The organism is Rhizobium sp. RU33A (assembly GCF_900156055.1).
Classification (GTDB): domain Bacteria; phylum Pseudomonadota; class Alphaproteobacteria; order Rhizobiales; family Rhizobiaceae; genus Allorhizobium.
The window spans coordinates 305,882-328,904 of record NZ_FTMQ01000002.1 but is presented as its reverse complement, the minus strand read 5'-3'; the positions used below and the strand labels follow the sequence as shown (position 1 = coordinate 328,904).

Below are 23,023 nucleotides of genomic sequence, written 5' to 3'. Positions count from 1 at the left end.
CTTCACGGGCGGGCCCGGCGTTCGCATTTTTGCCGACAGTCTGGAGACCAGCCGATGTTTACCTTCACCGTACGGCGACTGCTGTTCGCAGTCCCGACGCTACTGGCCATCAGTTTCATAATTTTTGCCCTGCTCGACCTTGCACCGAGCGACCCGTTGGGCGACCTGCCGCTGACCATTCCGCCTGAAGTTCGCGAGCAGATCCGGCTGGCCATGGGCCTCGATCAGCCCTTCATCATTCGCTATTTCAAATGGCTGCAGCAGTTCTTCATCAATGAACCGCTGAACATCTTCGAACAGATCACCGGGATCACCGTCGGCTCTGGCGAGCGCATGCGCGTGCTTTCCTGGGCAACCCGCAGCCCCGTGGTCGACCTGATCGTCCAGCGTCTGCCACAGACGCTCTGGGTCGTCGGCCTCTCCTACCTCTTCGGCGTCCTGATCGCGATCCCGATCGGCGTCATCTCTGCCTATCGCCAGTATTCCTGGTTCGACCAGATCGGCACCTTCGTCTCGATGGTCGGCTACTCCGTGCCGACCTTCTTCACCGGCGTCCTGCTGATCGTGGTCTTCTCCTCCTGGCTCCAGTGGTTCCCGTCGATCTACGACACCACGCTGGTGGTCAACAGCTGGGACAGCTTCGTGCTCCAGGTGAAGCAGATGTTCCTGCCCGTCCTCGTGCTGACGCTGTTCAACGTTTCGCAGATCAGCCGCTTCGTGCGCGCCTCCATGCTCGACAACCTGAACATGGACTATGTCCGCACCGCCCGCGCCAAGGGCGTCAAGGAAAAGATCGTGCTGCTCGTGCATGTCCTGCGCAACAGCCTGATCCCGGTCGTCACCGTGATCGCGCTCGGCGTTCCCACGATCTTCTCCGGGGCCATCATCACCGAGCAGGTCTTCCGCGTGAATGGTCTGGGGCAGTTGCTGATCACCGCGATCCAGGGCGCCGATATCCCGCTCGTGCAGACGCTGACCTTCATCTTCGCGATCCTGATCGTGCTCTTCAACCTGATTGCCGACGTTCTCTACGGCATACTCGATCCGAGGATCCGCTATGAGTGATGCCGCAATCGCAACGACCGGTGCACCGGCTCCACAGACGAGGCCTCAGAGCGGCAGCTTCTGGCCCATGCTCTGGCGTCAGTTCCGCGCTCACAAGGGCGGCGTAGCTGGCCTGATAGTCTTTACCTTCATCGTGGCTGCCGTCTTCATCGGCCCCTACATCCACACGATCGATCCGGCGAAACTCGACATTCGTGCCAAGAATCAGGGGCCGTCCTGGGAGCATCCTTTCGGCACCGACAACCTTGGCCGCGACATGCTGGCCCAGGTTCTCGCCGGTGGCCAGATCTCGCTCGCCGTAGGCATGGCGGCAATGCTGCTGGCTCTTGTCGTCGGCACCCTGGTTGGGGTCCTGTCAGGCTACTCCCGCAAGCTCGACGGCCCGCTGATGCGCGTGACCGACCTCTTCCTGGCGCTGCCGCTGCTGCCGCTGCTGCTCGTGATCATCATGCTCTTCCGCGACACGTTGCGCACCGCCTTCGGCCCGGAAACCGGCATCTTCATCCTGATCGTCTTCGTCATCGGCATTACCAGCTGGATGCACACGGCCCGCATCGTCCGCGGCGACGTCTTGGCGATCAAGAGCCAGGAATTCATCCTGGCGGCGAAATCGAGCGGCATGCGTGAGCACCGCATCATCATCAAGCACATCCTGCCCAATGTGATGTCTTCGATCATGGTCTCGGCAACGCTTGGCATCGCCACCGCCATCATCACCGAGTCCGCGCTCTCATTCCTGGGGCTCGGCTTCCCACCGGACTTCCCCACCTGGGGACGCCTGCTCTTCGACGGCGCCAACTTCCTGCAGATCAACCCGTCCCGCGTCTTGTGGCCGGGTCTGGCAATCTCGCTGACGGTGTTGAGTGTCAACTATATCGGCGACGCGATCCGCGATGCGCTCGACCCGAAGGCGTTGAAGCATTGAGGGAACGAGCGGGCGCGTCAGCGCCCGCTCGGCCGCCCCAACACCCAGCGTGCCGCAAACCAGCTGGCACAGGCCCAGACCGTTCCCGCCGCCCAGCCGCCGAGCACGTCGGTCGGGTAGTGCACCCCGAGATAGATGCGGCTGAGGCCGATGATCAGGGTGAGGAACACCGCAACGAGCGGGAAGAAGTAACGCAGCGACGGCTGCTCCTCGAGGCGCGACAGCATGGCGCCGAGCGTGAGGTAGGTAATCGCCGACAGCATGGCATGGCCGCTCGGAAAGCTCATGTCCGACACCTCGACCAGGTGCTGCACGACTTCAGGCCTCGGGCGACCAATCCCAAGCTTCATCGCGCTGCTCAAGGCCCAGCCGCCGAGGATCGAGACGGTGACGAATGCGGCCGTGCGAAATTTGCGGCGCAGAGCCAGATAGGTGACGACGAGTGTGACGAGCATCGTGAGCACGGTCACGCCGCCAAGCGCCGTGATGTCGACCATGACCTTGGTGAGCCAGGCGGGACCGACCGGCATGCCGAGATCAGATGTATCACGCAACATCAGCAGCACGCTCTCGTCGAAGGCACGCGTCTCGCCTTCCAGCACTTCGCCGGTCAGTTCGAAAAGGAAATAGGCGACGAGAGCCGCGACCAGTGCAGTCAGCCAGACACGGGCTTCGGCGACCGAGACGATGCGGGTGAGATGGCGCTTGAGCTGCTGCATGGGCGAGATCCTGATCGGTGATGTTGAGGCTACATCGCGTTGCAAGGCGGGCGCGTCAACCGGGACGCGGGGAGCAAATGGGGGCAGGCCGCGGTTGTTCCATACTTCCCTTTCCGGACAGTGGCGGTTCGCTCGCGCCGAGCGCCTGGCTTTGCCCCTCACCCTACCCTCTCCCCACAGTCGGGGAGAGGGTAGGGTAAGCGGATGAGGGGCAAGGGTGGAGCGGGCAGCGGTGAAGGGGGTGAAGCCATATGACGCCCAAAGACCTTGATCTTCTACCCCACCACCGCCACTCTCCGCCCACACATCCGGAGACATGCTTCATGCCCCAAGGCCCGCTCAACCTCCTGACCGACATCGACGGCCTGGCCGTCGGCCATGCGACGGACCTCACCCTCGGCTCCGGTGTCACCGTCATCGTCTTTGATGAACCGGCGACCGCATCCGGCACCGTGCTCGGCGGCGCGCCGGGTGGACGCGACGTGACGCTGCTCGATCCCTCGATGACGGTGCAACAGGTCGATGCCTTCGTGCTGTCGGGCGGCTCGGCCTTCGGGCTCGATGCGGCGGGCGGCGTGCAGTCGGGCTTGCGCGCTGCCGGACGGGGCTTTGCCGTAGGCTCCGTGCGGGTGCCAATCGTGCCGCAGGCAATCCTGATGGATCTGCTCAATGGTGGAGCTAAGGACTGGGGCCTGCATGCCCCCTATCGCGATCTCGGCTATCAGGCCTTTCAGAACGCGGCGAAAGGGTCCTTCCCGCTCGGCACGGTCGGCGCCGGAACGGGTGCCACGACGGCCAATTTCAAGGGTGGCCTGGGCTCGGCCAGCGCCATTTCGTCTTCGGGCCACACAATCGCAGCGCTGGTGGCCGTCAATGCCATGGGTTCAGTCACGGTTGGCGACGGTCCGCATTTCTGGGCTGCACCTTTTGAGGAGGGAGAAGAATTCGGCGGCCTCGGCCAGCCCGCTCACGTCGGCGCAGAGGACCGGGCAATGCGCATCAAGGGCCTCCGGCTGACTGCAACCACGATCGGCGCCGTCGTGACCGATTGCGCTCTGTCGAAACCGGAGCTTCATCGCCTGTCGATCGCCGCCCATGATGGCCTCGCCCGCGCCGTCCTCCCAGCGCATTTGCCGCTCGACGGCGACACGATGTTTACAGCCTCGACGGGCAGGCGCGATAGCAATGGCACGGCGGACTTGATGGAACTCTGCCATCTGGCAACGCTGGTGACGGCCCGGGCAATTGTCCGCGGCGTGTTCGAGGCCGTGGCCCTGCCTTACGCGGACGCGCAGCCGGCCTGGCGAGACAGGTGGAGGTGACCTCTTCTCCCCCTTGGTGGGGGAGAAAGCGATTTCGATGAATTAGGCGAGCGCAAGCCGCCTAAACATCAGAAATCGCAAGTGAGGGGGTCCGTTCGTCGTGCCACCATCACCGATCCCCTCACCAGCAAAATCTGAAGTTTAGGCGGCTTACGCTCGCCTAAGCCTTCGATTTTTCCATCCTCTCCCACAAGGGAGAGGTGTCGCTTCACCCACTTTGCGCCCTTGACCCAAGTCAAGGACAACACATCCTCATCCCTAGAGATTGCCCGCCAAGGTTGGTCATGCAGATGAAGCAGACCGGCTGCAGGATAAACGGATCGGGGGAGGACGGTTCGACAATGGAAGACGAAAGCGACATGGAAAGACCAGTCCTCACCAACCGGATGTTCGACGAGCTGAAGCTCGGCGATGCGGCGAGCATCACCCGCATCATCGGCCCCGATGACATAGAACTCTTCGCTGCCCTCTCCGGGGACAACAACCCGGCGCCGCTCGGCCAGTCGCTGATCCCGGCCGGCATGATCTCGGCCGTGCTCGACACCCGCCTGCCCGGCCCCGGAACAGTGTATCTCGGCCAGGATCTGGAGTTCTGGAGGGACATCGCGACCGGCGACCGGATCACCGCGACGGTGACCCTGATGACCAAGGAGAGCGATGGCCGCACGCTGATCTTCGACACGCGTTGCGTCAACCAGCATGGCGAGCCCGTGCTCGCCGGCAAGGCCCGCGTGCGGGCGCCGGTCGAGCGCATCAGCTGGTCGGAGAACGCAGCTCCCGATGTCTCGCTGCAGCGCCACGACCGCTTCGACGCCATTGTCGCCGAGGCCCGCAGCCTGCCGATGGTGAAGACGGCACTTGTCCACCCCTGCTCGCCGGAAGCGATCGAGGCGGCCGTCGAGATCCGCGATGAGGGCCTGCTGGAACCGATCCTGATCGGCCCGGAGGCGAAGATCCGCGCCGCCGCCGAAAAGGCCGGCATCTCGATTGATGGCTTCGAGATCCTATCGACCGAACACAGCCATGCGGCAGCAGCCCTTGCCGTCGAACTCGCCATCGCCGGCAAGGTCGGCTCCATCATGAAGGGCAGCCTGCATTCCGACGAGCTCCTCAGCGCAGTCGTCGGTGGCGGATCTGGCCTCAAGACCGAACGCCGCGTCAGCCACGTCTATGTCATGGATGTGCCGGCCTATTCCAAGCTGCTAATCGTCACGGACGCGGCGATCAACATCGCGCCCACCCTCGAACACAAGCGCGACATCTGCCAGAACGCCGTCGATCTCATGCATATGCTCGGTGTCGCCGAACCCAAGGTCGCCGTGCTCGCGGCCGTCGAAACGGTCAACGACAAGATGCCGGCAACACTGGAGGCCGCAGCTTTGACCGTCATGGCCGCCCGCGGCCAGATCAAGGGTGCCAAGGTCGACGGCCCACTTGCGTTCGACAATGCGATCAGCATGGAAGCCGCCCGCACCAAGGGCATCATTTCGCCCGTCGCCGGCGATGCCGACATCCTGCTGGTGCCGGATCTCGAAGCCGGCAATATGCTCGCCAAGCAGCTCCTCTATTTCGCCAATGCCGATGCAGCCGGTCTGGTGCTTGGCGCGCGCGTGCCGATCATCCTGACCAGTCGCTCTGATAGCCTCAGGGTCCGCATCGCGTCGGCAGCTCTGGCAAAACTCGTCGCTGCCAAGCGTACGCCAGCGCTCGGTGGCAAGGCATGAACCAGAAACTGCTGCTCACCTTCAATGCCGGCTCTTCGACGGTAAAGATCGGCATTTTCGCCTGCGAACAAGCAGGAGCCAGGCGCATCGGCAAGGGCGTGATCGACTTCCGCGCCGAGCCACTGACCTTCCATCTGGTCGAAGGTCCCGCGGTCTTCGACGTGCCGCTCGTGGCAAAGACCGATGACCTGCTTCACGATGTGCTGGAAGAAGTCTTCGACTGGCTGTCCGCGCATTACGACCTCGACGCCGTCTCGGCCGTCGGCCACCGGGTTGTCCATGGCGGCGATCTCTTCAGCGATGCCGTGAGGCTCGACGACACGAGCCTCGCCGCAATCGAGAGTCTGGTCACGCTTGCACCTCTCCACCAGCCGCAGAACCTGCGCCTTATCCGGGCCATTGCCGAACTCAAGCCCGGCCTCCCCCAGACCGCCTCTTTCGACACCTCGTTCCACCGCACGCAATCCGATGTCGTCCGCCGGTTCGCCATCCCGCGTGAGTGGTTCGATAAGGGCGTCAAGCGTTACGGCTTTCACGGCCTGTCCTATGCCTATGTCGCGGGTGCCCTGAAGAGGCTCGAACCGGAAACGGCAGGCGGCCGGGCCGTTGTCGCGCATCTGGGCTCCGGCGCTAGCCTCTGCGCGCTGGAGAATGGCGTGAGCCGCGACACTTCCATGGGCTTTTCCACCATTGACGGCGTACCCATGGCAACACGGTCGGGCGCGATCGATCCGGGCGTGCTCTTTCACTTGGTCGATACACATGGGCTGAGCGTGAAGCAGGTCGAGGAGATGATCTACAAGCAGTCCGGCTTGCTCGGTCTCTCCGGTATCAGTGCCGACAGCCGCATGCTTCTCGAGACACCGTCGAAGGAAGCCTGCGAGGCGCTTGATGTCTTCACCTTCCGGATCGCCGGCGAAGTGGCACGGCTCGCAGCCTCGCTCGGTGGCTTGGATACGCTGGTCTTCACCGCCGGCATCGGCGAGAACCAGCCGACGATCCGCCGTTCTGTGGTCGAGCGCCTGCGCTTCCTCGGCCTGCTCCTGGACAGCGAGGCGAACGACCGCAACGAGGCCGTCATCTCGCGCGAGGAAAGCCGCGTGAAGATCCGGGTGATCGCAACCGACGAGGAGCAGGTCATTGCGGATGACTGCCTGGGGCTCCTCGGCTGAGAGGATTCGCCGCAACTGACACCAAAGCGTCATGCAACGCGCCTAGAGACGCTTCGACGAGAAGCGGACGGAGGCCGAGACATGCTGCGACACACGGATGCGACGGGTGAAGCCTATGAAGCGGTGTACGGCGAGGTCCTGCTCCTCTCCAATGCCCGCGTTGTGACCCCAAGCCATGTGCTGCATGGTTCGGTGGTCATCGAAAACGGCCTGATTGTCGAAATCCATGAGGGACCGTCGCGCCATGCGGACGCGCTCGACTTCGCCGGTGACTATCTCCTGCCCGGCCTTGTCGACATCCACACCGACCATTTCGAGAAGCATCTCTATCCGCGCGCCCACGTGCGCTGGGATTTCATGCGCGCCGCCTTGGCCCACGATGCCCAGATCATCGGCGGCGGCGTGACCACCGTCTTCGACAGCCTCTGCGTCGGCGCGACCACCGACAATCCAGAGCGCGCCGAAATCCTGAAGCCGATGATCGAGGCGCTGGAGCAGGCGCAAAGCGCCGGCATGTTCAGGGCCGAACACCTGGTGCACCTGCGCTGCGAACTCACAGACCCGGTCACCCCGCAGCTAACAGCCGAGCATATCGACCGCGAGATCGTGCGCGTCATCTCTGTGATGGAGCACCTGCCCGGAATTCGCCAGAGCCGTGACATCGAGGCCTATGTCCACCGCGCCTGCAAATCAACCGGCGAGAACCCGGAACTGGTGCGCAAGAAGATCAAGGTGCTCGTTGCCGAGAAAAGCCAGTTTGCCGCGAGCACCCGTCCAGAGGTCGTCGCGCTCGCCCGGTCGCGCGCCATGCCGCTGATGAGCCATGACGACACCGATGTCGCGCATATCGAGGAGGGCATCGCCGAGGGCGTGTCGATCTCCGAATTCCCCTGCTCGATGGAAGCGGCCGAAGCGGCACGGTCCGCCGGCATGATGATCGTAGCTGGCGCTCCGAACCTCGTGCGCGGTGGCTCGCAGTCGGGCAATATAGCGGTCCGCGACCTCCTCGCAGCGCGCCTCGTCGACATCCTCGCCTCGGATTATGTGCCCCGCTCGATGCTCGACGCTGCCTTCATGATCTCCGCCGATCCGGGTCTCGACTACGACCTGCCAAGCGCTGTTGCCATGGTCACGCGCAGCCCGGCGCTCGCGGGCAACCTCACCGATCGCGGCGCCATCGAAACCGGGCTGAAGGCCGATCTGATCCGCGTCGACCTGCAGGACGGGCAACCCTTCGTCAAGTCGGCCTGGCGCTCCGGCAATCGGGTCGCCTGACAGGGCTTACTCGCCCCGACTATTCATGCCAGGCGGAGGCCAGCACCCGCAGCCAGTTTTCCCGGCAGATCTTGGCGAGATCGGCAGGACCGTAGCCGCGCTCCTTAAGCGCCGTCACGAGCCGCTGGTTGCCGGTGGCGTCGCCGATGACATTCGGGATCGTCGCGCCGTCGAAATCAGACCCCAGCGCCACGCAGTCGATCCCCATGCGGTCGACGAGATAGTCGATATGGCTGACCATGGTCGCAAGCGAGGTTTCCGCATCGTCGCGACCATCAGGCCGGAGCATGGTGACGGCATAGTTGAGACCGACGAGCCCGTGGCTTGCCTTGATCGCATCCATCTGCCGGTCGGTCAGGTTGCGGGCAACGGGCGTCAGCGCATGGACGTTGGAATGGCTGGCGATCAACGGCTGATCACTCAGACGCTCGACATCCCAGAAGCCCTTCTCGGTGATATGGGCGAGATCGATGAGGATCCCGAGCCGGTTGCAGGCCCGGATCAGATCCTCCCCAGCGCGCGTCAGGCCGGGTCCTGTATCGGGTGAACTCGGGTAGGCGAAGGGTACACCATGGCCGAAAATGTTGTGGCGGCTCCAGACGGGCCCGAGCGAACGAAGGCCAGCAGCGTAGAAAACCTCGAGCGCATCGAGATCGGCATCGATGGCCTCGCAGCCTTCCATATGCATCACCGCAGCAAACACGCCATCATCCATGGCTTGCCGGATGTCACGGGCCGAGCGGCAGAGCCGCCAGCTTCCGTCCTGATCGAGCCGATGGGCGATCGCCGCCATTTCCATCGCGATATCGAGCGACGCCTGGCGATCAAGCGGTGGATCGAGCGGTGTCGCATAGTGTCCGTTCGCATCCGGCTCGCGCAGCGTGAAATCATGGGGCGACGGAATGTAGATGGCACAAAGACCACCGGCGAGGCCACCCCGCTTGGCCCGGGGTGCATCGATATGCCCGGCGCTGGTTCCGTTGCGGAATTCGGCCACGGGATTGCGACCTTCCGTTCCGCTGCGCCAGAGGCGTAGGAGAACATCATTGTGGCCGTCGAAAACGAGGTTCATGCAGGCAGATCCAGAAAATGGCATCCAGGGTTGGACCCGGACGGGAGGGGATGGCTGAGTGTGGAAGCAAAACTCTTTCGGAATCGTTGGACGAAATCATGTCGCGCTTCAAGTCGGCCGACGATTTAACCGGGAAGAAGAGTTCAAGAGAGCGACGGTATCTGGGTGAGCCAGTCGGTGGCGTCCTCGTAAGCGGCTGCTACAGACAGAACCTGCGCATCCGCGCGAGGTTGGCCAATCAGCTGAAAACCGGTAGGCAGGCCCTGCGGCGAAAAGCCGGCCGGAAGGGCGGCAACCGGAAGCCCGGCCATGCTGGGGCCGATGACGACTTCCATCCAGCGATGATAGGTATCCATATGCTTACCCGCGATCTCGCGCGGCCAGGGGATATTGGCATCAAAGGGGAAGACCTGGGCTGCGGGCGCCACGAGATAATCGCAAGTCTCGAAAACCTTCATGACCGCTTGATACCAGGCCGTCCGGACCGCCGAGGCTTCGTAGACATCAGCCGCCTGGATGCGCAAGCCGGAGCGGACCTCGTAGAGGATCTCGGCCTTCAGCGAGCCACGTCGGCCGGGATCTTCGTAGAAGTCCCGCATGCTGCCGGCGGTGAAATAGCTGCGCAGCGTCGTCCAGGCCCACCAGAGCTTGTTCATGTCGAAATCGATCTTCGCTGGCTCGACGACAAAGCCCAGCCGATCGAAGATGCCGATTGCCTTCTCGTTCAAATCGAGCACGCCGGTTTCGAAGGAAAGATGTCCGCCAAAGTTGCCGAGCCAGCCAATACGACCGCCCTGGCCGGCGATCGACGGATCGATGGAAATCGGCCCGCTTTCGAACGAGCTCGGATCGCGCGGATCAAAACCCGACTGTACGTTCAGCAGCGTCACCACATCCTCGACGGAACGTCCCATGGGCCCCAGCGTCGCGAGCTGGTTGAGATAGGCGTCACGACCGGGAAGTGTAGGCACACGGCCGAAGCTCGGGCGGAAACCGACGACGTTGTTGAAGGCGGCCGGATTGCGCAGAGAGCCCATCATGTCGCTACCATCCGCGACCGGCACGAGACGCGCAGCAAGCGCTGCCCCCGCCCCGCCGCTTGATCCACCAGCCGAACGGCTGATATCCCAAGGGTTCCGCGTCACTCCGAAGACGGGATTGTAGCTATGCGAGCCGAAGCCCCACTCCGGCGTGTTGGTCTTGCCGATAATGATCGCACCGGCCGCGCGGATGCGCTCTACTTGGATGTCGTCGAAATCGGGCACATAGTCGTGGAAGAGCGGCGAGCCATAGGTGCATAGAACGCCCTTTGCCTCGCTCAGATCCTTGATCGCAACGGGCACGCCATGCAGGACCCCGAGGGATCTGCCTTGCTTGCGCTCGGCATCCCTGGAACGGGCTTCGCCAAGCAGCGCCTCGCGCGAACGAAGACTGACAAGCGCATTGATCTGAGGATTGAGCCTCTCGATCCGCTCGAGATAGGCTTCCATCACCTCCTCGGCCGAGAGACCTCCGGCAGCGAGGGTTTTCCGGAGGTCGGCAAGGGACAGGGACGTCAGTTCGGACACGCGGGGCTCCGTTCAAATGGCTCTCTGGTCGGGCAGGAAGAGACGATGGGCTTCCCGACACGACACTGTCAAGCGCTGGGCCGAGCGCCTCACGCAGGCCAGCCATGCGCATCCGGAAAACTTTCAAGCCGTCCAAAATAAAAATGGTCAAACGACCAATTTAGAGGCAACATGCCCCAAAACAGGATGCTGCGGATCTCGTCGACCGCGCTTCCGACACACGGGAACATCGACGAATACAGGCAGAATCCGGCGCAGATCCCGAAATTGGGGCAGTCCGGCTACCGCCACGAGGGGAGAGATCGGCATGCTCGAAAGCTGGCACGTGACTTGCGTGATACCACCTGCGCCACCCTGCCACCTGCGATCGCCGGGCACAGGGTCGAACGAAGCACTACGCGCATAACCCGAACGCCAGGGGGTACGGCTTGAGTTCCGCATCTGACAAGGCAGCCATCGAAATCCGCGGCGTCAGCCGCATCTACGGAACCGGACAGGACAAGGTCACCGCGTTGGACGGGATCTTCCTCAAGATCAGGGAAAACGAGTTCTTCACGCTGCTCGGTCCATCCGGCTGCGGCAAGACCACCCTGCTGCGGCTGATTGCCGGTTTCGATTTCCCGACCACGGGCGAAATCCTGCTGCACGGCGAAGACATCGCGCCGCTGCCGCCCTTCAAGCGCCCGGTCAACACCGTCTTCCAGTCCTACGCACTCTTCCCGCACATGAGCGTCGCCGATAACATCGGCTTCGGCCTGAAGATGCTCGGCAAGCCGAAAGCCGAGGTTGAAGCTCGTGTCGCCGAGATGCTGGAACTCGTGCATATGACCCAGATGCGCGACCGGCAGGTCAGCCAGATCTCCGGCGGCCAGCAGCAGCGCGTGGCTCTCGCTCGGGCACTCGCTCCGAAGCCGAAGGTCCTGTTGCTCGACGAGCCCCTGTCGGCGCTCGACTACAAGCTGCGCAAGGAAATGCAGATCGAGTTGAAGCGGGTTCAGGCGGAGACGGGCATCACCTTCATCTTCGTCACCCACGATCAGGAAGAAGCGCTCACCATGTCGGACCGCATCGCGGTCATGTCGATGGGCAGCCTACGCCAGGTCGGCTCGCCCTGGGACATCTATGATCGCCCCGCTGAACGCTTCGTCGCCGACTTCATCGGCGAAACCAACTTCCTTGAGGTTGAAGTAGCCTCCGTTCAGGGCGACCGGGCAAGTGTCAGGCTGCGCTCCGGCCGTGAGATCCCCGCGACCTTCCCGGACAACACAACACCGACAGGCAAGGTGACGATCGTCATCCGACCCGAACATGCCGCCATCGTCGACGCGACAGATGAGGCGACCCTGCAGGGTTCGATCGAAAGCGTCGTCTATCTGGGCACGGACACGAACATCAATGTGCGGCTCGAAGGCGGATCGCTGTTCACCGTCCGCCAGCAGAACAGTCGAAGCGGCAGTTGCGGCAGGACGGAGGGCCAGACGGTCGGCATCCTGGTCAGCGACGATGTCGCGCAGATCCTGAGGGATTGACCATGAGCGCGATGAAAACAGCCCCCGAAACTGCCAGATCGCGCGACGTCAAAAACCGCTGGTTGCTCAGCCTCCCGGCCCTGGCAATCATCTTCGTCGCCGCACTCGGCCCGCTGCTTGTCATGGTCCTATACTCCTTCTTGGAAAAGGGTGATTACGGCGACGTCAAGTTCGGCACCTTCTCGCTCGAAGGCTGGACCTCAGTCTTCATGCAGCGCGACATCTTCGACGACACGCTGGGCATCGCCGACGCGCACCTCGCGATCTTCTGGCGCTCGATCAAGCTCTCGCTCTACACGACCCTCTTCACCCTGATCCTTGGCTTCCCGACCGCCTATTTCATCGCGACGCGGCCAGCCCGGACCCGCGAGATCTGGGTCTTCCTGATCACCATTCCCTTCTGGACCAACCTTCTGATCCGCACCTTCGCCATGCAGCAGGTCATCCGCAACGAGGGCATTCTCAACAACCTGCTGATCTGGCTCGGGATCATCGATACCCCCCTACAGATCATCTATACGGATACCGCGACCCTCCTCGGCATGACCTATGTCTATCTGCCGCTGATGGTGCTGCCGCTTTATGCCTCGATCGAAAAGCTCGACTTCAGGTTGGTCGAGGCGGGTTACGACCTCTACGCCAACCGACTGCAGGTGCTCTGGCGTATCGTCATTCCGCTGGTGAAGCCCGGCCTGATCGCTGGCTCCATCCTCGTCTTCATCCCCTCGCTTGGCGCCTATGTCATCCCGCGGGTCCTTGGCGGCGGCAAGAACCTGATGCTCGGCAATCTGATCGAGCTGCAATTCGGCGCCGGTCGCAACTGGCCGCTGGGCGCTGCCATGTCGATCACGCTCATGGCGCTGGTGATGATTGCCCTGCTCTTCTATGTCCGCAACGCCGCAAAATCGGGGGTGCGTCATGGCTGAACGTCGCTTCGATATCCGCTCGCAACCAGGCTTTAGCACGATTGCGCTCTTTACCTTCTTCGCGCTCTATCTGCCGATTGCGACCCTAGTTGCCTATTCCTTCAACGCCAGCGACTCGCTCTCAAGCTGGGGCGGGTTTTCGCTGCGCTGGTTCGCCGCCGCTCTGGAGAACAGCACGGTCCAGGCCGCTGCCATGCGCTCGGTTATCATCGCGCTTTGGGCCGCGGGGCTGGCGACGATTGCCGCAACCATGGCGGCGCTGGCCACAACCCGCACCGAACCCTATCGCGGGCTGACTGCAAAATATGCCGTCATCAACCAGCCGCTGATGATCCCGGAAATCGTCACCGCCGTAGCGCTCCTCATCGTCTTCTCGCGCATCAAGGTCTGGACCGGCTATTCCGGCCTCGGCTACCTGATCCTCGCACATACGGCGTTCTGCATTCCCTTCGCCTACCTGCCAATCCGTGCACGGCTGGAAAGCATGGACCTGACGCTCGAACGCGCAGCCGCCGATCTCTACGCGACGCCTTGGCAGGCCTTCCGCTTCGTCACCCTGCCTTTGCTACGGCCTGCGATCATCGCCGGCTTCATGCTCGCCTTCGTGATTTCGCTGGATGATGTGGTCATAACCGAATTCGTCAAATCCGGCGGGCAGGACACGCTACCCACCTATATGCTCGGCCAGATCCGGCGCGAGACGACGCCGGAAATCAACGCGATTGCCACGATCTTCCTCGCCGCCTCGACGGTGCTGATCGTGATCTTCTTCTTCATCAACCGGCGCAAGCCGCAAGCATAAAAAAGCAACCAACAGAGAGGAACGGACATGACAATGAAATGGATGACGACCACGGCCATCGCTGCCATCTCAGTGCTGGGCTTGGCAGGCGCGGCATCGGCCGCTGGCGAGCTCAACATCTACAACTGGGGCGACTATACCAGCCCCGAACTGATCAAGAAGTTCGAGGAACAGTTCGACGTCAAGGTGACGGTCACCGACTATGACTCCAACGACACCGCGCTCGCCAAGGTTCGCGCCGGTGGCCATGGCTTCGACATCGTCGTGCCCTCGGCCAACTACATCCCGATCTGGGTCAAGGAAGATCTGCTGCTCGAAGCCCGTCCCGACCAGATGGAGAACTTCAAGAACGTCGACCCGCGCTGGGTCGATGTCGATTGGGATCCGGGCCGCCGCTATTCCGTTCCGTGGCAGTGGGGTCTGACCGGCATCGGCGTCAACACCAAGTTTTACAAGGGTGACGTGAATACGTCCGCGATCTTCCTCGATCCGCCGGAAGAGCTGGTCGGAAAGATCAACGTCGCGCCGGAAATGAACGACGTGCTCTACGCCACCATCAAGTATTTTGGTGGAGACTGGTGCACGACGGACAAGGAAGTCCTCATGAAGGTGCGCGACAAGCTGGTCGAAGCGAAGACGAAGTGGCTCGCCATGGACTACAGCGTCACCGACAAGCTGCCGACCGGCGACTATGCCGGCGTGTACTACTGGAACGGCGCCATCATGCGCTCGCGCCTACAGAACCCGGAAGTCAAGTTCGGCTATCCCAAGGAAGGCTATCCGGTGTTCATGGACAGCGTCGCCATCCTGAAGGATGCCAAGAATGTCGACAACGCCAAGGCCTTTATGAACTTCATTATGATCCCGGAAAACGCCGCGATGATTTCCAACTTTGCAAAGTATGCAAACGGTATCACCGGTTCGGAAGCGTTCATGGTACCGGAAATGAAGGACGCACCGGAACTGGTCATTCCGGCGGAATTCGAAAGTGCTGGAGAATTCTTGAAGAGCTGCGAACCGGAAGTGCTGCAGCTCTACACCCGAATCTGGACCGAAGTTCAGAAGTAACCTCGATACGACAATCGAAATGACCGAAACGGGAGGGCCCATGGCCCTCCCGCAGGAGGAGCATACCCTGATGACGACGCAGTTTGCCGAAGCCTATGGTTTCGAGAGAAGTGCCGTAACGTTAGCCAATTGGCGCACGGCCCCTTTCAGCCGGTTCAGTTTTGGCCAGGCCGAAGAGGTTGTCCCGAGCGCCATGATTGCCGCCACCGCCGAATTAAGCGAAGGCGAACCCGTTGCATCCGATCTTCTGTCGCTGGCGCTGCCGCAGGGGCTGGCCGGGCAGCCGGACGTGCGCGCCTATCTCGACTATGCCCATAGCGACGCCTTCGTGCTGACGAAGGCGGGCACGATCGTCGCCGAACACTATGCGCCGCATGCCGGCATCGACCAGCGCCATATTGTCTTTTCGATCAGCAAGTCGCTGACCGCTCTGGTCATCGCCTCGCTGGAAGCCGACGGGCTGATGAACCCGGATGCTCCCGTCATCAGCCTCCTGCCCGAAGCGGCAGGTTCCGCCTATGCCGACTGCACCATCCGCGACGTGCTCGACATGCGCGTCAGCCTCGCCTTCGACGAGGCCTATCTGAACACCGACGGCGCCTATGCCCGCTACCGCCGCGCCACGCTCTGGAACCCGGCCGATCCATCCCAGCCGGATGAAACCTTGCTGGCGTTCCTTCTGACGCTGAAGAAAGACGCCCATCCGCATGGCGGCGCGCATTTCTACGCCTCGCCCAATTCCGACCTGCTCGGCATCCTGATCGAACGCGCGACCGGCGAACGCTACGCCGATGTCTTGTCGACGCGCCTGTGGAAGCCGCTGGGCGCGAAGAACCATGCGAGCGTCACCGTCGACGCGGAGGGCAGCGCCCGTGCGGCGGGCGGGATCTCCGTCACGGCCCGCGACCTGGCCCGCGTCGGCGAGATGCTGCGCAAGGGCGGCGTGGTGGACAACCGGCGCATCGTTCCACAAGCATGGCTCACCGACATGCTCACAGCTGGCGACCATCAGGCCTGGGTGGACGGCGAATCCAACTTCTTCCCCAACGGACGCTATCGCAGCCAGTGGTACCAGTCGGGTGAGCCTGATGGAGCCTTCTGCGCCATCGGCATCCATGGCCAATGGCTCTATGTCGACCCATCGACCGAAACCACCATCGTCAAGCTCTCCTCCCAGCCCAACCCGCTGGACGATGAGCTGAAGCACGACAACTTCGCCTTTTTCCGTGCGCTTAGCGCCTGGACCGCATGACATCAGAGGAACACGCCATGGCAACCACGGCAGACATCATCATTACCAACGGCCGCGTCCTCACCATGGACAGCGCCGCCCCGCGCGCCGAAGCCGTGGCCCTCGCCGGCAATCGCATCTTCGCCGTCGGCACGGAAGCCGAGGTGAAGGCTCTGGCCGGCTCGAATACGAAGGTGATTGACGCCAAGGGTGGCACAGTGATGCCGGGCTTCAATGAAGCTCATATGCACATTTTCCCCGGCTCGGTCTCGCTGCGCCAGCTGAACCTGCATGGCATTCAAGGCTTCGACGCCCTCAAGGCAGCAATCCTCGACTATGCAGAGAAGAACCCGGACGAGCCGCTGTTGATGGGTTTCTCCGCCGACTACTCGATCATTTCGCTCACCGAACCCTGCACCCGCCATCACCTCGATGCGATCCTGCCGGACCGCCCCTTCATGATGTTCGCGCCGGATCATCACACCGCCTGGGCGAACACGGCAGCATTGACAAAAGCAGGCATCCTGCAGGGCAAGGACGTCGGCATCGGCAACGAGATCGTCATGGGGCCCGATGGGCTCGCAAATGGCGAATTGCGCGAAGGCAACGCCTTTGGTCCCGTTTCGGCGCTCGCCTCCACCGGCGGCCGCGAAGAGCTCGGCATGGTCACCGGCATGGACCCGGAGAACGTCACCCCGGAGCAATTCGCTCTTGACCGCGCCATCCTGAAGGCCGGCCTCGACTACTGCGCCTCCTGGGGCGTCACCTCGATCCAGAATTTCGACGGCAATCACTACCAGCTGCGCCTGATGCGTGACCTCGAGCTTTCGGGCGAACTCTCCTGCCGTATCCGCATTCCCTATCACATGAAGAACTTCATGGCGCTGGAGGATCTCGACAAGGCAGCCGCATGGAAGACGGAATTTGCCACCGACATGCTGCGCGGCGATTTCGTCAAGGTATTCATGGACGGCGTACTGGACAGCCAGACGGCCTATATGCTCGACGGCTACGGTGACCGTCCCGGCTACACCTATGAGCCGCTGTTTACGCCGGACGCCTTCAATGCCATCGCCACGAAGGCTGATGCACTCGGCTTGCAGGTTGCGGTGCACGCGATCGGCAGTGCCGCGATCCGCCAGACGCTCGACGGCTACGAGGCGGCCGTGAAAGCCAATGGCAAGCGCGACAATCGCCACCGCATCGAGCACATCGAGATCATCCATCCGGACGACATCCCGCGCTTTGCCACCCTCGGCATCGTCGCCTCCATGCAGCCGGTCCATTATCCCGGCGGCACCTGCTTCCCGGCAGAGCCGACGACCTGGAAGATCGGCGAGGACCGCTGGGACGAGGCCTATGCCTGGCGTACGATGAAGGAAGCGGGCGCGCCCGTTGTCTTCGCCTCCGACTGGCCGGTGTCGCCCGTCTCGCCATTCCAGTGCATCCAGGATGCGCTGACCCGTAAGCCATGGAAGGACGGTCTGAAAGACCAGCGCTTCTCGCTAATGGAGGCTCTCGCAGCCTACACCGCGATCGGTGCCTGGGTGGAGTTCATGGAAGATCGCAAGGGAATGCTGAAAGCAGGCTATCTCGCCGACGTCGTGGTCCTCACCAAAGACATCGAAGCCGTGTCACCCGAAGCGATCATGGACACCGTCCGCCCCGCCGTCACGATTTGCGACGGCCACATCACCTTCCAGGCCTGAAGAAAGACCGTCCAATGAGCGCCGATCTCGTCATTCACAATGCCCGCATCCTGACGATGGATGACAAGCATCCGCGCGCGGACGCCATTGCGCTCACGGGCAACCGTATTCGGGCCGTGGGCGGCAATGCCGAGATATTGGCGCTGGCGGGATCAAAGACACGCCTGGTAGATGCAGATGGCGCCACAGTGCTTCCAGGTTTCAACGAAGCCCATATGCATATCTTCGGCGGCTCGGTCGCGCTCGGCGAACTGTCGCTCTTCCGCGTGAAGGGCTTCGATACCCTTTCGAAAGCCGTTAAGGACTACGCCGCCGCCAACTCGGATCTGCCGCTGCTCGTCGCCCAGACGGCCGATTACACCATTCTCTCGGAAACCGAGCGCGTCACCCGGCACCATCTCGACCGTATCATCGCCGACCGCCCCTTCATGATGGTCGCCCCCGACCGGCATACGGCCTGGGCCAACACCATCGCGCTGGAGAAGGCCGGGATCCTCCATGGCCGCGACGTCGGCGTCGGCAACGAGATCGTCATGGGCGAGGACGGTCTCGCCAATGGCGAGCTGCGCGAGAGCAATGCCATGCGCCCTGTCGCGTCGATGAGCGTGACCGGCGGTCGAGAAGGCCTCGGCGTCGGCACCGGCGGCGATCCGGAGCATGTCACTCCGGAAGAGCGCGCTGCAGACATCGCCGTCCTGAAGAAGGGCCTCGCCTACTGCGCATCGCTCGGCATCACCTCGTTCCAGAACATGGACGGCAATCTCTATCAGCTGGAAATGCTGGACGAGATCGAGAAGACGGACGGTCTGCCGGTCAGGGTGCGTATGCCCTACCACATGAAGAACTTCATGCCCCTCTCGGATCTCGAAGAGAAGGCCGCGGCGTGGAATGCCCGCTTCGACACGGACAAGCTGCGGTGCAACTTCGTCAAGCTGTTCATGGACGGCGTGACGGAGGGCGAGACGGCCGTATTTGTCGATGATTACGCCCATAAGCCAGGCTGGAAGGGCGAGCCGCTATTTTCTGGCGAAGCCTTTAACGCCGTGGCGACCGAGGCAAACCGCCTCGGCTTATCCGTCGCGGTTCATGCGATCGGTGACGGCGCGGTACGCATGGTGCTTGATGGTTATGACGCCTCGATCAATGCCAACGGCCAAAAAGACATGCGCAACCGCATCGAACATATCGAGGTGGTGCATCCCGACGACATCCCCCGCTTCGCAGAAACGGGCACGATCGCCTCGATGCAGCCGACCCATCCGCCGGGCTCGGCAGGCCTGCCGCTCGAACCCTATCTCACCTATATCGGCCGCGAACGCTGGCCTTACGCCTTCGCCTGGAAGACGCTGGTCGATGCCGGCGCGACAATCGTCTTTGCGACCGACTGGCCCGTTTCGCCGCTACCGCCACTCAGCTGCATCGGCGATGCGATGACAAGGACGCCCTGGGCCGACGACATGCCGGACCACCGCCTCAGCCTGCACGAGACGCTTGCCGCCTATACCCGCACCAGTGCCTGGGTCGAGTACATGGAAGACCGCAAGGGGGTGTTGAAGCCCGGCTACCTCGCTGATGTCGTGGTCCTCTCAGGCGATATCGAAGCGGCTGCCCCGGCCAAGATCGCCTCGCTTTCGCCTGTTCTCACCATCTGCGATGGTCGTATCACTTTCGAAGAAGGAGGAGGCCGGTGAGCGAGGCGGCGCGATCGACCACCGATGGATCGACCAGCGCATCGACACGCGGGCGCCCTCCGGGCGCGACCCGCAAGGGCCTCGAAACCCGCGTCCGCATCATCAAGGGTGCCCGCGAAGCGCTCGAAGAGGGCGGCATGGAGGCGTTGACCACACGTCGTATCGCCGCCTCTGCGGGCGTCAAGCTGGCGACGCTCCACTACTACTTCGACAGCAAGGAGAGCCTGTTGCTCGCCGTGCTCGAAGACCTGATTGCCGATATGGAAGTCGCGTATCGCCAGGACGTTGCCCTGCCGGAGGCGCCAGAGGATCGGGTGGAAGCGCTGATCCGGGCGAGTTGGCGCTACATCCAGCGCACCCGCGACAAGCAGATCGCTCAGACGGAGCTGACCCTCTATGCGCTGCGGACCAAAGGCTCCGAATGGCTCGCGGCGCGCCAGTACAACGCCTATATCGATTTCTACGGCAACCTCGTTTTCGAGGATGACAGCGACCAGGAACTGCGCCGCATCGGCCGCGCCGTCGCCCGTCAGATGCTGATCGGCATCGACGGGATCATCCTGCAGAGCTACGCCCTGCAGGATCTCTCCGCCTCGAACGACGACATCGAAGCCTTGATCATCGCCATGCGCGGCTATCTTCGGCGCCTCATGGCCGAGCACGGCAGGGCGCGCTAGGCAAGGTTCCAGATGCCTCTGGCGTTGCCGGAGAAAAGCTTGTCCTTCTCTTCCCTCGTGCAACCATGCAGCAGCGCTTGCGTCGTCGCGACCCAGGTCGAAAGCCCTCCTCCGAGTGTACAGACCGGCCAGTCCGAACCCCAGATCGCACGATTAAAGCCGAAAGCACCGATCGTGTGATCGAAATAGGGCTTGAGATCCTCCAGCGTCCAGTTCTCCAGATCGCCATAGGCCGGGATGCCGGAAATCTTCACACGGACATTCTCGCGCTTGGCAATGTCGGTGATCCCCGTCTTCCAGGTCTCGTAGCCATGCCCCTTGATATCGGGCACCCCGCAATGATCGAGGATGAAAGTAACATCGGGCGCGAGATCGACAAGGGCCTTTGCCTTGTCGATCTGATGCGGCAGCATGCAGAGATCGAAAGTGAGGCCCGTGCCTGAGAGCCGCTTCACATTCTCGCGGAACAGCGCCCCCTCGGATACATCATCAGGCACGACATGCAGCACGCGCCGGAAACCCTTGACGAAGGGATTGGCGCGTTGCGCTTCGAGATAGGCAGCAAAATCAGGATCTTCCGGGCGGCAGGAGGCGATCACACCCTGGATGAAGCTATCAGGTGCCTGCGACAGCTCCTGGACCATCGCCGTTTCACCGGCGATGTCCTCGGGCGCGACATCCACTTCCATATGCAGCACCGAGGAAATCCCGAGCCTCTTCGCCTCCCGCGAATAGGTCTCCCAGGTGAAATCGGCATCGAGCGCGGTGACGTCCTTCAGCCAGAGATAGCTGAGCCTGTCGCGGTAGATAAGGTGCAGATGGGTATCGATGATCATGTGTGGCCCCTCCCAAGGCAACTTAAACTGATGGAGTGTCCCCGGTTTCGCCACCAAGTCCAGCGCCGGCCAGTGCGGAAATCTGACGTGCCGTTTCCCGCAGCGCTTTCAGCGTCCGGGGAATATCGGGCGCCTCAGGCGCATTGATGATGCCGATATAGGGCACGGTCAGCGCGCCCAATGCCTCGCCATCCGCGCCGAGGATCGGGGCCGAAAGGTTGGTGACGCCGGCGGTCTGGGCGCTCGGCATCATCTCATAGCCGCGCGCGCGGATCTCGTCGAGGTGGCGAGCAAAGGCCTCGGTCATGCGCCCCTCCGGACCGCCGCTGGCCACATGCTCCGCCACCATCATCGCGCGGACCTCCGGGCTTCGATAGGCAAGAAGCACATGGCCGGACCCGGTATCGAAAAGGCCCATGCGCGAGCCGACCCGCATCGAGATGCCCCAATAGCCCGGCGCTTCCAGCTGGGCGATGACGACCGGATGGCCGCGATCGTAGACGACGATGTGATTTTCCTGCCGGGTCACTTCCGCCAGTTCCCGCATCAGCGGCATGGCAAGTGAGGCGAGCCGCCGCGTTGGCGCATGCAACTGCGCAAGGCCAAACAGTTTGAGCGTCAGAACATAGCGATCGCCATCGAGCCGCGCGACGTAACCGCGCTTCACCAGCCGATCGAGCATCCGGTAGAATTCATTTGGGCTACGGTCGAGCTTCTTGGCGATATCTGCCTGGCCCAAGCCGCCATCGACACCCGCAAGCAGCTCAAGAATGTCGAGGCCCTTGTCGAGCGCCGGCGCCCGGTAACGGTCCTGATCCACATCATTCACGCATGTCTCTCCTCGTAGCCCCGAACCACTCTTGACCTTTATGAATAAATGTTTTGCATATGAATGATGCTCGCATCGCCGGCCGGAATATGCAAGGGTCGCGTGACGAGGGATCGGCTGGAGGAGCCACAAGGATGAACCTGCCCCTGAAGAACAAGCATGTTTTGGTGACCGCCGCCGGCCAGGGCATCGGCCGCGCGAGCGCCATCGCCTTTGCCCGCGCCGGTGCGACCGTCGTCGCGACGGATATCAATACTGAAGCCCTGGCAACGCTCGAAGGCGAAGCTGGGATCACGACCCGCCAGCTCGACGTCCTGAATGAGCAGGCGGTGACGGCCGTGGTGGCGGAGACCGGCCCCTTCGACGTGCTGTTCAACTGCGCCGGTGTCGTGCATGGCGGAACGGTCCTTGATATGGCCGACAAGGATCTCGACTTTGCCTTCGATCTCAATGTCCGCGCGATGATCCGCACCATCCGCGCAGTGCTTCCCGCCATGCTGCAGAAGGGAGACGGCTCGATCATCAACATGGCCTCGGTCGCCAGCTCCGTGAAGGGCGTGCCGAACCGCTGCGCCTATACCGTCACCAAGGCCGCCGTGGTGGGGCTCACCAAATCCGTCGCTGCCGACTACGTGACGCAAGGCATCCGCTGCAACGCGATCTGCCCCGGTACGGTCGAAAGTCCGTCCCTGCAGGACCGCATGCGCGCCCAAGGGGACTATGACGCCGCCCGCGCTGCCTTTATCGCCCGCCAGCCCATGGGCCGTCTCGGTACGCCGGAAGAAATCGCCGACCTCGCCGTCTACATCGCCGGCGCCACCTACACATCGGGCCAGGCCTTTGCCATCGACGGCGGCTGGACGATCTAATATTCAGGAAGGAA

Annotated in this window: 20 protein-coding genes; 15 read left to right on the top strand and 5 right to left on the bottom strand. The window is 62.6% G+C overall.

Annotated features, from left to right (window positions below):
• The first annotated feature begins 54 nt into the window (after nucleotides 1-54).
• Complete coding sequence (locus tag BW978_RS07545) at nucleotides 55-1,065, top strand: ABC transporter permease (RefSeq protein ID WP_054147968.1); 1,011 nt, start codon at nucleotides 55-57, stop codon at nucleotides 1,063-1,065.
• Complete coding sequence (locus BW978_RS07540) at nucleotides 1,058-1,990, top strand: ABC transporter permease (RefSeq protein ID WP_076393771.1); 933 nt, start codon at nucleotides 1,058-1,060, stop codon at nucleotides 1,988-1,990. Before BW978_RS07545 ends, BW978_RS07540 begins: the two co-directional genes overlap by 8 nt.
• 17 nt (nucleotides 1,991-2,007) lie before the next feature.
• Here BW978_RS07540 and BW978_RS07535 read toward each other — a convergent pair whose 3' ends face one another.
• A complete protein-coding gene (locus tag BW978_RS07535; protein ID WP_076393769.1) occupies nucleotides 2,008-2,709 on the bottom strand; it encodes a phosphatase PAP2 family protein in 702 nt (233 codons plus the stop codon).
• Between the two features lie 323 nt (nucleotides 2,710-3,032).
• Here BW978_RS07535 and BW978_RS07530 point away from each other — a divergent pair, with 323 nt between their 5' ends.
• From BW978_RS07530 to BW978_RS07515, 4 genes are all read left to right on the top strand, one after another.
• Entirely contained in the window at nucleotides 3,033-4,031 is a 999-nt protein-coding gene (locus tag BW978_RS07530) for a P1 family peptidase (protein WP_076393767.1), read from the top strand.
• A 359-nt stretch (nucleotides 4,032-4,390) separates the two neighbouring features.
• Nucleotides 4,391-5,755 (top strand): bifunctional enoyl-CoA hydratase/phosphate acetyltransferase, encoded by a 1,365-nt coding sequence (locus BW978_RS07525; RefSeq protein ID WP_076394893.1) that lies wholly within the window; start codon nucleotides 4,391-4,393, stop codon nucleotides 5,753-5,755.
• Nucleotides 5,752-6,927 (top strand): acetate/propionate family kinase, encoded by a 1,176-nt coding sequence (locus BW978_RS07520; RefSeq protein WP_076393765.1) that lies wholly within the window; start codon nucleotides 5,752-5,754, stop codon nucleotides 6,925-6,927. Before BW978_RS07525 ends, BW978_RS07520 begins: the two co-directional genes overlap by 4 nt.
• A gap of 81 nt (nucleotides 6,928-7,008) precedes the next feature.
• Complete coding sequence (locus BW978_RS07515) at nucleotides 7,009-8,202, top strand: alpha-D-ribose 1-methylphosphonate 5-triphosphate diphosphatase (protein WP_076393763.1); 1,194 nt, start codon at nucleotides 7,009-7,011, stop codon at nucleotides 8,200-8,202.
• 19 nt (nucleotides 8,203-8,221) lie between these two features.
• Here BW978_RS07515 and BW978_RS07510 read toward each other — a convergent pair whose 3' ends face one another.
• A complete protein-coding gene (locus BW978_RS07510; RefSeq protein ID WP_076393761.1) occupies nucleotides 8,222-9,274 on the bottom strand; it encodes a dipeptidase in 1,053 nt (350 codons plus the stop codon).
• 143 nt (nucleotides 9,275-9,417) lie between these two features.
• On the bottom strand, nucleotides 9,418-10,842 hold the full coding sequence (locus tag BW978_RS07505) for an amidase (protein ID WP_076393759.1): 1,425 nt from the start codon (nucleotides 10,840-10,842) through the stop codon (nucleotides 9,418-9,420).
• Between the two features lie 428 nt (nucleotides 10,843-11,270).
• Between BW978_RS07505 and BW978_RS07500 the strand changes: the two genes are divergently transcribed.
• The 8 genes from BW978_RS07500 to BW978_RS07465 all read left to right on the top strand — a co-directional run bounded on the left by BW978_RS07500 (nucleotide 11,271) and on the right by BW978_RS07465 (nucleotide 20,475).
• Entirely contained in the window at nucleotides 11,271-12,371 is a 1,101-nt protein-coding gene (locus BW978_RS07500) for an ABC transporter ATP-binding protein (RefSeq protein ID WP_076393757.1), read from the top strand.
• Between the two features lie 11 nt (nucleotides 12,372-12,382).
• Nucleotides 12,383-13,297 carry an ABC transporter permease gene (locus BW978_RS07495; protein ID WP_076394891.1) on the top strand — a complete coding sequence of 305 codons (915 nt, stop codon included), beginning with the start codon at nucleotides 12,383-12,385 and terminating at the stop codon, nucleotides 13,295-13,297.
• Nucleotides 13,290-14,099 carry an ABC transporter permease gene (locus tag BW978_RS07490; RefSeq protein WP_076393755.1) on the top strand — a complete coding sequence of 270 codons (810 nt, stop codon included), beginning with the start codon at nucleotides 13,290-13,292 and terminating at the stop codon, nucleotides 14,097-14,099. Before BW978_RS07495 ends, BW978_RS07490 begins: the two co-directional genes overlap by 8 nt.
• Nucleotides 14,100-14,132: 33 nt before the next feature.
• On the top strand, nucleotides 14,133-15,167 hold the full coding sequence (locus BW978_RS07485; RefSeq protein WP_076394889.1) for an extracellular solute-binding protein: 1,035 nt from the start codon (nucleotides 14,133-14,135) through the stop codon (nucleotides 15,165-15,167).
• Between the two features lie 70 nt (nucleotides 15,168-15,237).
• A complete protein-coding gene (locus BW978_RS07480) occupies nucleotides 15,238-16,419 on the top strand; it encodes a serine hydrolase domain-containing protein (protein ID WP_076394887.1) in 1,182 nt (393 codons plus the stop codon).
• A gap of 17 nt (nucleotides 16,420-16,436) precedes the next feature.
• Entirely contained in the window at nucleotides 16,437-18,107 is a 1,671-nt protein-coding gene (locus BW978_RS07475; RefSeq protein ID WP_076393753.1) for an amidohydrolase, read from the top strand.
• A 14-nt stretch (nucleotides 18,108-18,121) separates the two neighbouring features.
• Nucleotides 18,122-19,798, top strand: a complete 1,677-nt coding sequence (locus BW978_RS07470) for an amidohydrolase (protein WP_076393752.1) — start codon at nucleotides 18,122-18,124, stop codon at nucleotides 19,796-19,798.
• Nucleotides 19,795-20,475: a TetR/AcrR family transcriptional regulator gene (locus BW978_RS07465; protein WP_076393751.1), complete on the top strand. Its 681-nt coding sequence runs from the start codon at nucleotides 19,795-19,797 to the stop codon at nucleotides 20,473-20,475. Before BW978_RS07470 ends, BW978_RS07465 begins: the two co-directional genes overlap by 4 nt.
• Here the strand turns inward: BW978_RS07465 and BW978_RS07460 are convergent.
• Together BW978_RS07460 and BW978_RS07455 are read right to left on the bottom strand one after the other, a co-directional pair.
• The gene (locus tag BW978_RS07460; protein WP_076393749.1) at nucleotides 20,472-21,311 is read right to left on the bottom strand and encodes an amidohydrolase family protein; all 840 of its coding nucleotides are present in this window, start codon (nucleotides 21,309-21,311) and stop codon (nucleotides 20,472-20,474) included. The genes BW978_RS07465 and BW978_RS07460 overlap by 4 nt on opposite strands.
• 22 nt (nucleotides 21,312-21,333) lie before the next feature.
• Entirely contained in the window at nucleotides 21,334-22,140 is an 807-nt protein-coding gene (locus BW978_RS07455) for an IclR family transcriptional regulator (protein WP_076393747.1), read from the bottom strand.
• A gap of 134 nt (nucleotides 22,141-22,274) precedes the next feature.
• Between BW978_RS07455 and BW978_RS07450 the strand changes: the two genes are divergently transcribed.
• The gene (locus tag BW978_RS07450) at nucleotides 22,275-23,009 is read left to right on the top strand and encodes an SDR family oxidoreductase (protein ID WP_076393745.1); all 735 of its coding nucleotides are present in this window, start codon (nucleotides 22,275-22,277) and stop codon (nucleotides 23,007-23,009) included.
• Nucleotides 23,010-23,023 lie beyond the last annotated feature (14 nt).